At 36.6% G+C, this 13,578-nt stretch carries 12 protein-coding genes; 11 read left to right on the forward strand and 1 reads right to left on the reverse strand.

Annotation, left to right across the window (positions count from 1 at the left end; genetic code table 11):
- Positions 1-801: 801 nt before the first annotated feature.
- Complete coding sequence (locus B7E05_RS03510; protein WP_080872547.1) at positions 802-1,143, reverse strand: helix-turn-helix domain-containing protein; 342 nt, start codon at positions 1,141-1,143, stop codon at positions 802-804.
- Positions 1,144-1,444: 301 nt separating this feature from the next.
- On the opposite strand from B7E05_RS03510, the gene xsc reads away from it, so the two are divergent.
- The 11 genes from xsc to B7E05_RS03565 all read left to right on the forward strand — a co-directional run bounded on the left by xsc (position 1,445) and on the right by B7E05_RS03565 (position 13,576).
- Positions 1,445-3,220, forward strand: a complete 1,776-nt coding sequence (gene xsc / locus B7E05_RS03515) for a sulfoacetaldehyde acetyltransferase (RefSeq protein WP_080872549.1) — start codon at positions 1,445-1,447, stop codon at positions 3,218-3,220.
- Between the two features lie 93 nt (positions 3,221-3,313).
- On the forward strand, positions 3,314-4,279 hold the full coding sequence (gene iolC, locus B7E05_RS03520) for a 5-dehydro-2-deoxygluconokinase (RefSeq protein WP_080872551.1): 966 nt from the start codon (positions 3,314-3,316) through the stop codon (positions 4,277-4,279).
- 75 nt (positions 4,280-4,354) lie between these two features.
- On the forward strand, positions 4,355-5,365 hold the full coding sequence (locus B7E05_RS03525) for a zinc-dependent alcohol dehydrogenase (protein ID WP_080872553.1): 1,011 nt from the start codon (positions 4,355-4,357) through the stop codon (positions 5,363-5,365).
- Between the two features lie 82 nt (positions 5,366-5,447).
- Complete coding sequence (locus B7E05_RS03530) at positions 5,448-6,491, forward strand: TRAP transporter substrate-binding protein (protein WP_080872555.1); 1,044 nt, start codon at positions 5,448-5,450, stop codon at positions 6,489-6,491.
- 167 nt (positions 6,492-6,658) lie between these two features.
- Positions 6,659-7,153 carry a TRAP transporter small permease gene (locus tag B7E05_RS03535; protein WP_179134440.1) on the forward strand — a complete coding sequence of 165 codons (495 nt, stop codon included), beginning with the start codon at positions 6,659-6,661 and terminating at the stop codon, positions 7,151-7,153.
- On the forward strand, positions 7,143-8,429 hold the full coding sequence (locus B7E05_RS03540; protein WP_080872559.1) for a TRAP transporter large permease: 1,287 nt from the start codon (positions 7,143-7,145) through the stop codon (positions 8,427-8,429). Before B7E05_RS03535 ends, B7E05_RS03540 begins: the two co-directional genes overlap by 11 nt.
- 48 nt (positions 8,430-8,477) lie before the next feature.
- Complete coding sequence (locus B7E05_RS03545; RefSeq protein WP_080872561.1) at positions 8,478-9,257, forward strand: SDR family NAD(P)-dependent oxidoreductase; 780 nt, start codon at positions 8,478-8,480, stop codon at positions 9,255-9,257.
- Positions 9,258-9,302: 45 nt separating this feature from the next.
- Positions 9,303-10,097 carry a sugar phosphate isomerase/epimerase family protein gene (locus B7E05_RS03550; protein WP_080872562.1) on the forward strand — a complete coding sequence of 265 codons (795 nt, stop codon included), beginning with the start codon at positions 9,303-9,305 and terminating at the stop codon, positions 10,095-10,097.
- 628 nt (positions 10,098-10,725) lie between these two features.
- Positions 10,726-12,684 carry a BglG family transcription antiterminator gene (locus B7E05_RS03555; protein WP_080872564.1) on the forward strand — a complete coding sequence of 653 codons (1,959 nt, stop codon included), beginning with the start codon at positions 10,726-10,728 and terminating at the stop codon, positions 12,682-12,684.
- A 122-nt stretch (positions 12,685-12,806) separates the two neighbouring features.
- Entirely contained in the window at positions 12,807-13,289 is a 483-nt protein-coding gene (locus tag B7E05_RS03560) for a PTS sugar transporter subunit IIA (protein WP_080872565.1), read from the forward strand.
- Positions 13,289-13,576, forward strand: a complete 288-nt coding sequence (locus tag B7E05_RS03565; protein ID WP_179134441.1) for a PTS sugar transporter subunit IIB — start codon at positions 13,289-13,291, stop codon at positions 13,574-13,576. Before B7E05_RS03560 ends, B7E05_RS03565 begins: the two co-directional genes overlap by 1 nt.
- Positions 13,577-13,578: the final 2 nt, after the last annotated feature.

Here is a 13,578-nt window from a genome sequence, read left to right on the forward strand (position 1 = left end):
AGGGATTACAGTACTTTTGCGGTTGGTAGGCTGGTTGGTAAGTATAAACACCCTTGCAATTACGCGTGAACCATCACAAGAGTGTTTATATTTCTTTAATATGAATTCATGTTCGTTTATTTTAAAGTATTTACTATAGTTTGCTAAGAAATAAGCCGCTGTTTGCAGTCGAAGAAGAAACTATTTAGTTATAGTTTTGGACATTCCGCCTATGTTACCTAATGCTTTGCTAACTTGATTAATTCGCATAAACAGGTTCATCAATATCCATATCGAGTCCAGCTGTACATCTAATTGAATTCGCAATTAAAGTCCACTATTTCACATACAGAGTCCACTTTTATGGCTAGAAAAATTCCGACTAAGACCATTCTCGAATACCGAGAAATGGAGCTGTCTCGCAATATGATCGCAAAAACTAAAATGTTGGGAAGAGCTCTGTCAGTGACGTATTTCATTGTGTAGAAAATGCCAAAAAGGTAACAGCGTTTAAAGATGAAAATGAGGAAAAAAAGGAGATGACTTAATAGCAGGCGCTAAAGGATCCTCTAACATCATAGATAAATATGAACAGCAGATAGCAAATTTGGAATCAGATCTTGTGAGTTACAGAGTAAGCGTCTAATAACGAAGTATCTATAATAACACCTAAACCTCCTGTACACTTGTTTTAAGACAAAGGCACAGGAGGTTTTTTGATTTGATTGTGTAAGCGTAAAATAGTCCACACCTATTAAAAAGTATGGACTATTTTACGTTTACTTACAAAAAATAAAACCTAATAAAAAATCTGCCGATGTATTATGCATCCGGCAGATTTTTAACATTATCGGTTGTTTGATTTCTTGTTACCATTTCTTCAAGAAGATCAGAAAGGAGCTGTACTTCCTTTTCTGTTAATTTCTGAGCGTTCTCCACTAGCCGTATTATATTTGAAGGTAATCCTGGTACAACTCCAAAAAATTCCCCCAATGAAATTTCCAGTGAATCGCAAATGACTTTTAATTTATCAATAGAAGGAGCAGTTCTTCCTGTTTCTATATCGCTTAAATAAGACTGAGAAATAAAAGATTTATTTGCTAACTCTGTAACATTGAACCCTTTAGCTTTTCGTAAATTTCGAATGCGGTTTCCTATGTCCATTCTGCACCTCCCAAATCTATTATAATATCTATCATTATCGAGGGGTCAGAATTGTATTAACTTTTACAACGTAAATAACGATAAAAGTATTGACAATATATTTATTTACGTTATTATATTTAATAATAGAAAATTAAGAAATTAATTTTTCTAAAATATGAGTAAGAGGGAGTGTGTTTTTGTTATGGATATTGGAATTTAAAAAAAGAGAGTAGCCGTCGGAGAGATATTCTATTTTGAAAATTAAATATGGTTTTTTATTAGAGCGGAAATAGGCTGAAGATACAAGGAGGATTTTAAAATGATAAATCAACAAACAAAAGAAAAAGAAGCAGTAAATCAAAAGATGAAAATGACACCAAGTGAAGCAATTGTAGAAACATTAGTCGCGGAAGAGGTTAAGGAAGTATATGGTATTGTTGGTTCTGCATTTATGGATATGCTTGATTTATTTTCAACTGCAGGGATTCGATTCGTACCAGTACGTCATGAACAAAGTGCGGGGCATATGGCTGATGCATATACACGTGTATCTGGAAAAGCGAGCGTTATCATTGGCCAAAATGGGCCGGGTATTACCAATATGGTAACTTCGGTTGCTGCAGCGAACCAATCTCATACGCCAATGGTTGTGATATCACCCTCAGCTGGGACGCCTACGATTGGATGGGATGGATTCCAAGAAGCTGATCAAGTATCTATTTTTGAAGATATTACGAAAGAGACGGTACGTGTAACGCATAAAAGCAGAGTGGCAGATTGCTTACGGACAGCATTTCGGATAGCTTATGCAGAACGTGGGCCGGTATTATACGATATCCCAAGAGATTTGTTTTATGGGGAGTTAGAAGATCAAATTTTAGAACCCTATCAATACCGTATGGATGTGAGAGGTCCAGCAGATTTAGGGTCTATTGAAAGGGCAGTAACGTTATTAAAAGAAGCAAAATACCCAGTAATCATCTCTGGACGCGGGGTAGTTGATGCCGATGGGATGGATTCCGTTCGTCAAATAGCAGAGCATCTAACAGCACCAGTTGCGATGTCTTATATGCATAATGATGCGTTCCCTGCTGATCATCCGCTTTCAGTTGGTCCTATTGGTTATATGGGTTCCAAAGCTGCAATGCATACGTTGAAAAAAGCGGATGTTGTTTTAGCGATTGGTACACGATTATCCTATTTTGGAACGTTGCCATGTTATGACATCGATTATTTTCCGAAAAATGCAAAAATCATTCAAGTTGATATTAATCCACGTCAAATCGGGAGAAAGCATCCTGTCGAAGTAGGGTTAATTGGAGATGCGAAAGCAACCGCGGATGAAATGTATAACCAATTACAAGCAGCATTACCTTCTTCTGAGAAAAAGCTGGATAGGCTAGCAGAATTGAAAAGCGAGAAGGAAAAATGGGAAGAAGAATTAGTTGATTTGGCAATGGGGGACGGGAATCCGATTAATCCGCGTCGTGCGTTACTCGAATTAACAAAAGCATTGCCGGAAAATACGATTATATCGTCTGATATTGGCAACGTTTCATCCACGGCGAATGCATATTTAAAATTTAATCAGACAAGACGGCATATTGCAGCTTTAACATTTGGTAATACGGGATTTGCCTATCCTGCCGCATTAGGAGCGCAGTTGGCAGAACCTCATTCACCAGTAGTAGCCATTATCGGGGATGGCGCTTGGGGGATGAGCCTGCACGAAGTAAGTACAGCGGTAGAACAACAGATTCCAGTGATTGCCTGTGTATTTAATAATAAAGCATGGGCAGCGGAGAAAAAGAATCAAGTAGACTATTACGATAACCGTTTCATCGGATCAGATATCGAAGCACCGGAATTTGCTGAAGTGGCAACATCAATGGGAGCATTAGGATATACCATTGATAATCCAGAGGATATTGCTCCAATCGTAAAAGAAGCGCTTGAACAACGAAAACCGGCAGTCTTAAATATTTATGTGGATGGGACACAGCTTGCTCCGCCATTTCGCAGGGATGCCTTAAAAATGCCGAAGCGTTTTCTAGATAAGTATAAACATTTGGATTATGATGTCTGGGGAAAATAAAGAAAAGCAGTAACCTGTGTGTTGAGATGGAGAAAGGAATGGATAGGTGAATGACCTTATTATTTAAATTCTTAGCTTGAAGGAGTGTTCAAAATGACTCAAATCAAAGTATATACAATGGGTCGTGTTTTAGTCGATTTGTACGCCAATCAAAGTGGCGTTCCCTTGGATAAAACGGATATGTTCCATAAGTATGTAGGCGGCTCTGCAGCTAATACGGCCATTGGGCTAGGGCGCCTGGGAATAAATGTTGGACTGATCAGCAGGGTAGGGAATGATATATTCGGTAAGTATATTAAAGATCGCTTAACTAGTGAAGGGGTAGATATAAAGCTGTTACGTACGGATCCGGATTACCCAACTGCGTTAGTATTTGCTGCGCCATTTCCACCAAATGATTCGGAGGTATTGCATTATGGTTATCCCAATGCGCATTCACAAATAAATGTAGAGGACGTCAAGTTTGATCCTTTAGAATCCGAACGTATTCTTGTCGTGGCAGCAACGTCTCTCTCTACGCCATCTAGTCGGGAAGCAACCTTATGGGCATTAAAAGAAAACCGGAATCATGGTGGTTGTAATGTGATAGACGTAGACTGGAGACCTGTATTTTGGCAAAAAGAAACAGATGCGCAAAAATATTATGATGCTGCTTTAGAATTTACCGATGTCGTTTTGGCAAATGAACCAGAATTGGAATTTGCTGGCCGTAGTACGGATCCGGAGCAGGCAGCAAACAGAATATTATCTTTAGGCGTTTCTGAAGTGGTAGCCAAGCGGGGAGGTAAGGGGTGTTTTCATTTCACCAGAGAAAACATATGTAAAGTAGATCCTTATCCAGTTTCCGTCGTGAACACGTTAGGTGCTGGTGATGGATTCGGAGCTGCTTATGTCTATGCGTTATTACAAAAATGGCCCGTGGAACATCGAATCAGCTTTGCCTCTGCAGCTGGAGCGATTGTAGTAAGCCGTCATAGTTGTTCCGAAGCAATGCCATCGCTGGAAGAAATAGAAGCATTAATCCATACAAATAGGATAGTCGGAACGTTTACAAATTAAATAGAAAGATAAGTATTACTTTCGTTTTCAGATTATATCTAATATTCTCTCGTTAATAGTTGGAAGGATGAAAATATGAAGGCTTTACATTTGATTCGAAACGAAACATTCGTATTAAAAGAGACCCCTGTACCACAAATCGTGGAGGACGAGATGTTAATAAAAGTTGCGTATACAGGAATATGTGGATCAGATTTATCCATACGAGCTGGAAAAAACCCGCGTGTTACATATCCCTTGATCATGGGACATGAACTATCCGGTGAGGTGGTTGAAATGGGAAGTGCATGTACAGGAGAAATAAGGCTTGGAGATGCTGTCACCGTGAACCCGCTCCTATCTTGCGGGCAATGTGAGCTATGTATGCAAGGATGGACGCATTTATGTCGTAACTTTGGTCTGTATGGAATCGATGTAGATGGTGCATTTGCTGATTATATCAAAGTGAAAGGTCGCCATGTTCATAAAGTACCGGATGAAGTAAGTTTGGACACTGCAGCTCTCACGGAACCTTTTGCGGTGGGGATTCATGCAGTGGAGCGTTCGCATCTTACCATTGGTGATAAGGTCTTCGTACTTGGTGGAGGGCCGATTGGGCTTATGGTTGCTTTAGCAGCTAGAGCGGCAGGTGCGGAACTGGTTGCAGTTAGTGAAATGAGTGATGATCGCCTGCACATCATAAGGGAATTAGGATTTATAGCTATTGATGCCAAAAAATATCGTTTACTAGATAAGGTGCATGATTTAACGAATGGAATGGGGGCAGACATCGTCTTTGATGCAGCTGCTGTTAAGAAAACTTCTGCTCAAATGACAAGTATCCTTCGCACGAGAGGAACTGCTGTCATCGTGGGACTTCAAAGAGAGCCCGTTCCGGTTGATCTCGGTGACGTGAACCTGAGGGAATTAAAAGTTCTTGGGACAATGGTTTATACGAACAAAAGCTTTCGCACGGCCGTAAAGCGATTACCTGAAACAAAAGAACTGCAAAAACTGATTAGTCATAAGCTGCCGTTAGAAAAATTCGAGGAAGGATTTTCATCAGCTATTTCTAAAAATGGGATGAAAATTTTATTAAAAAGTTAGAAGGATAGAGAGAGAACCCAGGTTACATTTTTTCAGTATTTGAAAGCGTTTACGATGAGCTTTTAAAAAGGGAGATGAAGTGATGAAAAAGTATGTAGGGTTTATAGCAATCATGTTGATAACGTTCGCAATTCTGCAGGGGTGTGGGAATACAGAAGCTGATGAAGCATCTTCTGCCGATGGGAACGGAGGTGAAAAGATTGTACTTAAATTAGCGCATACCAATGCCCCGAGTGATCAAGATCCCTATACAGCAATAAGTGAAGAGTTTAAAAGTATTGTGGAAGAGAGAACGGATGGACAAGTTGAAGTCGAAATTTATCCGGGTGGACAAATGGGAGGCGAACAGAGCGCGATTCAAAAGGTTCAAAACAATGTGTTACAAGCAACGATGGTTGCTGTGAACAATGCATCTGAATATAGTCCTTCGCTGGGCGCTTTCGACCTTCCTTATATGTTCGAGGATGTCGATCAGTTTCGAAAGATTATAGACGAAAACAGGGATGTATTAAATGAAAAGCTTGAAGAAGATGCCAACCTTGAAGCGCTTGCTTGGACACAACAAGGATTTAGGGTCATCAGCAGTAGTAAACCAATCAATACGATGGACGATATGAGAGGGTTCAAAATCAGGGTTCCTGAAAATAATTTGCAAATAGAAACTTTCAAAGCGCTAGGTGCGGAGCCAACGCCAATGGCTTTTGATGAGTTATTTAGTGGATTACAACAAAAAGTAGTGGACGGACAAGAAAATCCCTATGTCAGTATATACACCAATAGATTCCAAGAGGTACAGGATTATGTTACGGAGACACATTATAAACTTTGGGTAGGTCCCTTCTTAATCAATAAAGATTTCTTGGATGGATTACCTGAAGATGTTCAAACAGTCATTAGGGAAGCAGGATTAGAAGTTGGGACATATAGCGATGAAATTATAACGCAACAAGAAGAAGAGGCCAAAAATGCAATCGAAGAAAGTGGCGTTGAATTACTCGGGGCTCCGGAAGATGAAGAAGTATGGAGGGAAAAATCACTTGAAATTTGGCCAGATTTTTATGATGACATTGGCGATCCTGCGATTCTAGATTCTTTCATGGAATCTGTAGGCAGAGAAAAACCATAGAAAACCTCAAGAAAAGCGTTCAAAGATACTTTTATTGCTGTTAGAAAAAGTAGGGGACCCATCTTTTTCCGGACGAAAGATGGGTCCACCTAAAAAGTCACCATTACTCATGTTTTGTACCTATCAGATAGGTGGCTATGTTTTCATACTTAAAATGGAGGATGATCATGAAAAAAAAGATAAGTTGGCTGTATTATCATGCGGAAGAAATCATTAGTGGTTTTTTATTAGCGTCGCTTATAATAATTCTTTTTGTACAGGTTATTGGCAGATATTTATTTAATACATCATTTGCTGCAACTGTAGAGTTAATTCAATTTGCATTCCTTGGGCTGATTTATATCACTGCCAGCCTAGGTGCTAAGAAAGGAGTACATATTAGGGTTACTGCACATTTAAAACTGCTTCCTGAAAAAATAAGAAACATCTTGGCAATGGTGACGGACTTAATATGGATTTCTTTTAATATATTTGTGGTTTACCAAGGCTTGATTATGTTTAACCAGATGACAAGTAACTCCTTGTATTCTCCTGTAATGGGTTGGGATATGAAGTATATTTTTCTGATTATTCCGATTGGATTTTTATTACAGACCATTCGAATTGTGGAGTCCTGGATGTATACAATTCGAAACAAGGAGGTCGATTCCAATGCCAGTTGAGATATTAATATGGGTGCTGTTGTTTGCGACGTTACTTTTGGGAGTACCCGTTTATGTTTCACTCGGTATAGCCTCTGTCATAACGCTAGTCTATAATGGTTTTCCGATTACCATGGTATCCATCGATTTATTTGAAGTATCTAAAATGTATTCTTTATTAGCCGTACCTGCTTTTGTTTTAGCAGGATCTCTGATGGAAAAAGGAGGGATGGCTAATCAAATTGTTGAGATAGCTTCTATGATTGTAGGACGGATAAAAGGTGGTTTGGGAATTGTCACAATCCTGGGTTCTATGTTTTTCGCAGCGATGATAGGGTCAGGTCCTGGTACCGTTGCTGCTATGGGCGGTTTAATGATTCCGTCTATGCTAAAAGCAGGATATTCCCGGGAATACGCAGCTGGTGTATCTGCAACAGGAGGAACTTTAGGCATATTAATGCCGCCCAGTAATCCATTAATCGTCTATGGAGTCATTGCCAATCTTTCTATAACAGGTTTGTTTGCTGCTGGTATCGTTCCTGCTTTCATAACAGGATTGGTTTTGATGTTAACAGCTTATGCCCTGGCAAAGAGAGCAGGGTATAAGGGGAGTACGGAAGATTTTACGATAACGTATTTTGCGAAAACAGTCTACCATAATAAATGGTCGCTGGCAGCACCGTTTGTAATTTTGGGAGTCATCTATTTAGGAATTACAACACCAGTTGAGGCCTCAGCAATTGCTGTGTTTTACTCTCTTTTTGTAGGTATATTTATTACGAAGCAACTAAAAATCAGGCAAATTTGGGAAAGTATAAAAGATACGAATATAACGATTGCGATGTTAACAGTTGTCGTTGGCGTTTCTGTGTTATTTGGAGAACTGTTAACCGTTGAACAAATCCCGCAAAAATTCACGGAAATATTACTGAATATAAGTACGAATCCGTATATCGTCTTGTTTATGATTGTTTTATTGTTACTTATTTTAGGCATGTTTATGGAAACATTAGCCACCATTGTGATACTGGCACCCATTCTATTACCTGCAGTAACAAGTGTAGGCATTAACCCGTATGCGTTTGGTATTATATGGATTATTACAAATGAAGTTGCCATGTTAACTCCACCATTAGGAGTCAACTTATTTGTTTCCATGAATATATCCAAATTATCGCTAGAAAGAGTATCTAAAGGGGCTTTGCCCTACGTATTTGTTTTGATTTTACTTGTGATCTTTTTTATCTTTTTCCCAAATGTTATTCTTTTTCTTCCAGAAATGTTTGGAGGAATCTAATGAAATGAAGTTAAAATATTTTTAATGTTATAAAAAAGGAGTGGAATAATGACACGTTCAAACATCCCATCAATGTTTTCATTGAAAGGGAAAACAGCACTTATTGTAGGAGGGTCATCAGGAATAGGAAGAGAAACTGCCATTACTTTTGCTGAAGCAGGGGCAGATGTCATTGTTGCAGATATAAACGAAGAAAATGCCAAAAGTGTTTACCATGAAATGACGAAACTTGGAATCAAATCAAAGGTGCTGAAAGTAGATGTGGCGGATGCTTCTTCCGTTGAGCAAATGATAAATGACTTATTATCCTCCTTTGATTCCATTGATATTTTAGTGAATAGTGCAGGAATCAATAGCCGTGTTCCAGCTGAGAATTTAAGTGAAGAAGACTGGGATAACGTGATCGATATCAATTTAAAAGGAACGTTTTTATGTTGTAAGTGTGTTGCTAAAATCATGATGAAGCAAAAAGAAGGTAATATTATTAATTTAGCATCGATGTCAGGGATGATTGTCAATAAAGATCGGACCATCTCTGCTTATTGTTCATCGAAGGGAGGCGTTATCATGCTGACCAAAAGCTTAGCTGTCGAATGGGCGAAATACAATATACGGGTAAATGCACTAGCTCCCGGTTATGTTATGACACCGATTAACCCGTGGATGAGAGACCGACAGATTAACAAACCGACGATTGACTTAATTCCTATGCAGCGGTTCGCAGAGCCCTCGGAAATTTCTGCAACTGCTTTATTCCTAGCGTCGGGAGCTTCAAGTTATATGACTGGTTCCGTTCTTACCGTTGATGGCGGATATACATCATACTAAAAATAGTATGTTAGGAGTAAATACAAAGGAAGGCAGGTTTACAAAATGCAAAAATGTATTGTTGTTGGCGAAGAAACAAAATTTGGACCAATCCCGATAAAAGGTGATTTAAATGATACCTTACCTTATGTATCCAAATTGGGATATAAATACATTGAATTGAATTTAAGAAGTCCTTTTACTTTAAGCATGCAAGAACTTAAAAATCTTTTGTCTGATAATGATCTAAAAGTAGCGGCTTTATCATCCGGATATCCTTATTTTCATGAAAATGTCAGTTTCACTTCTAAAGATTCCATTCAAAGAAAAAAAGCTATCCATCGAATCAATGAATATATCAATTTGGCAAGCTTATTAGAAACGCAAGTTATTATTGGATCGATTCGTGGCACAGCCGTGGAAGAAGGTGACTATGAAGTATTTATTGACTCTCTGCAACAGTGCTTATGGCATGCTGAAAAAATGGGAGTGGTCCTGGCGTTAGAGCCAATCAACCGTTATGAAATGAACCTGGTTAATACGGTCGATGATGGACTTAAAATAATCCATTTATTAAACAGTGATAATTTGAAACTGATTTTAGATACCTTTCACATGAACATCGAGGAAAAGTCTATATATGATGCTATTTCCACAGCTGGTGATGCTATTTCCCATTTTCACGTTGCTGATAGCAATCGTAAACCGATGGGATGTGGTCACTTAGATTTTACTAGGATTCTGGAGGTATTAACAAGTACAGGATACAATGGTGCTTTGTCTGCGGAATTATTACCTTTGTCGGATCAGGAGGAGACAGTAAAGTTGATATCTGCGTTTTTTGAAGGGGAGGGTTTTTGAGTGTGGGGTGTTGATTAGGTGGAAGAGTATGCGTGGGTGGCTTAGAAGAGATGTTGTGAATTTGGTTGAATGAATATGAACTATTTTTTAGACACCTGGATTGGAGAGGATTCCTTCAGGTGTCTTTTGTGTTTGTTAATAGCTAGTTTTATAAAAAAGAATGATTAGTGAATCTTCTTTAAGTTTGTCTTTCAGTCACATTGATTATTCCGGATGCAGTGGTTCAATTATACATAGATGAAAGCTACTGGTTGTACTGTTTATTGTGAAGCAGTTATACATAAAAAGATAAAAGGTAAAGCAACAGAAATATAGCGACTCAAAGTGTGAAATGTAAAAGTTCCATTTATTATATGGTGTCGGTGATTCTTATCAATTGATACGAATCCTAAGATTATAATTTTTTTCATCATCATTATTGAATCAATTTGAAATGAAAGGTAAACGCTTACATGATAATCTGAAGATAGTTAAGTTAATATTTTAAAAAAGAGGGAGTAGGAGGAGAAATAAAATAGACTTTAAAAGAGTTGATGAAAAATAACTTGTAACGAAGATTCACTATAGCGGATATAAATTTGTAGAATAGATGGCTCCCAATATAATCTTGTCTTAGGAAGTGTTTACAGTGTTTGATATTACAGTACGTCAAGCAAAATTAATTCAATTAATGTCTGATAAAGAAGAATATATGCCAGCAAATTATTATGCAAACATCTTAAATGTTTCCGAACGAACTATTTTTAATGATATTGCAAATTTAGAAGATGAGTTCAATTGTTTTGATATAAAGTTTGAAAGAAAGCCAAATCGAGGGATTAGACTATCAGGAGACGTGGTAACTTCAAATTTATTTTATCAGCAGCTGTTGAAAAACAATAAATTACAAGACAATATTCTTTATTCGGCATTAAATCGGCAAATTTTAATTGTTAAATGGCTATTGTTAGAAAATAAAATCTTAACATATCAATTTTTATCTATGGAATTGTATGTCAGTACTACTTCTATTATGAAAGATATAGACCAAATAAAGCGATTTATAGGTGATGATGTATTTTTAATATCAGATGTAAAAGGAACAAGAATTAAAGGATCTGAAATTGGTATCCAAAAATCATTAAAACGTTTTGCTTATTACGTAATTAAAAAGCAAGCTTACAATTATTCAATATTTAGTTATGTTAAGGAATTAGCCCTTCTATTTGATGAAAATGTTATTAATCATGTTGAACAAACAATGAAAGATATGATTTCGGTCTTAGATAGAGATATTTCAGAACAATATTTAAAATCTTTGTTCATTTTTCTCATAATTTTAACAGAGCGCTCTTCTAAAGGTTATCATATCAAGGATATTCCTATGATGGATTGGGAGCGGTATGAGACTTTGACAGATTATCCGTTAGCAGTACAAATATGTCAACAAATTACTAGTAATATGAATTTTGAATTTACAGATTTAGAAATTCAATATATAAGCAATCAACTATTTGCTCATCGGGTTCAAGTAAAGATAAATAATAAATACATTGAAAGCTTCTTCTCGGGTGACGTTCAAGATATGATTTCAAAAGTCAGCTTTGCAATGGGGATTAATTTAAATTCAGACGAACGGTTATATAATTCGCTAATCTATCACATGTTTCCGATGATTTACCGAATGAAAACAGGTGTTATAATTTATAACCCTTTATCAGATGATATAAAAAGGAACTATGGTATTTTATTTCAAATAGTTTGGTATGCAATAGAAAACTTTGAAAAGAAATATGACATTAAATTGTCTGATGATGATGTTACCTTTATTACAATTTATTTTCAGGTTGCTATAGAGCGGAAAACATCAATGAGAAAGATTTTAGTAGTTTGTCAGACCGGGATGGTGACTTCTGATTTAATTATGAACCGTATTAAAAAAATGCTGCCCGCTAATATTCATTTTAAATTGATTGCTAAGCCTATGCTAGATAATGAAGATATTTCAAACGTAGATTTTATCATTTCTTCTGTTGATCTGAAGGAGATTTCTATCCCTACTGTCTATGTTTCTCCTGTTGTAAGTGATGAAGATTTAATAAATATTTATAGATCTTACTTAAAGTATTCCACCACTGAACAGGAAGAACCTATTCAGGAATCATATTCAGATGAGGTTTCGGCTTATTTAGATAGAAAATATTTGTTTTTAAATGAAGAACCAACTGATAAGCAGGAATGCTTAAATACAATGATTAATTCATTTGAAAGAAATGGTATTGTAACGAGTGAATTTAAACAAAGCGTCTTTGAAAGAGAAGAGCTAGGCAATACATTAGTACAAAGTTGGATTGCTGCGCCTCATGGAGAAATGACAACTGTAAAGGAAACCAAAATAGCTGTCATGTCAACTAGGCAGCCTGTTAAATGGAATGATGAATCACAAGTATCGTTAATTATTTTATTGGCTGTTGCTGAAAAAGACATGGGAAAGATACGCAAGTTATTAGGGAATATGTTTCGAAATATACTCCAGTTGGAATCAATGGAGAGTGAGGTGAAGACCTTTACAGATTTGGAACAATTAATCCAATTATTTAAAAAATGATATGTAATAAACCGCCATAATGTATTTGGTGAAACACAATATATGTTGAAATGCTTTGATATTTTAAAGCTGTTCAATAGATAAAATTTATGAAAGTGTAATCAGTTTGGGGGATTGACTTTATGATGGAGAGTTTAGGTTTAAACCATAAATTTATAGCAAGTAGTTTTGAAAACGCTTCGAACCAACAAGAATTATTTGATTATGTTAGCAATGAACTAATAAAGGGAGGTTATGTTAAAGATTCATTTAAACAGGCTTTAATAAAAAGAGAGAAAGAATATCCAACGGGTTTATTAATGGGAGATTATTCTATTGCTATTCCTCATACTGAAATAGAACATACCAAACACTCTATTATTAGTGTTATTAAGCTTAAAAATAATATTCCATTTCAATTGATGGAAAACAAACAAAAGACAATTTATCCTGATATCGTATTTGTGTTAGTACTAAAAGAAAGTTCTGAGCATTTAAATGTATTGAAAGGGGTGATGGAACTTTTCAAAGATAATCAAAAGAAAAACTTGTTATTGAAGGCACAGTCCGCAGATGAAATTTCTGCACTTATAAACAAATGGAATCAAGAAGAGGAGGAAAAATAATGAATAAGATTATCGTGGCTTGTGGTACTGGAATTGCGACATCTACTTCAGTAATTGAACAGATAAGACAATACTTGGAAGATAATGGGTATAAGGCAGAATTTTATCAGTGTCGTACTTCTGAAATTGCTTCACAAATTCAATCTGTAAATCCAGATGTGATTGTTAGTACAGCAGAAGTAAACTTAGATACGGAAATTCCTATACTTCGAGGGGTACCTTTTCTAACAGGTATTGGTGCAGAAGAAGTAAATGAAGAAATAAAAAGCTATCTCCGGAGGGGGTAAGA

Source organism: Oceanobacillus timonensis (assembly GCF_900166635.1).
Lineage (GTDB): Bacteria > Bacillota > Bacilli > Bacillales > Amphibacillaceae > Oceanobacillus > Oceanobacillus timonensis.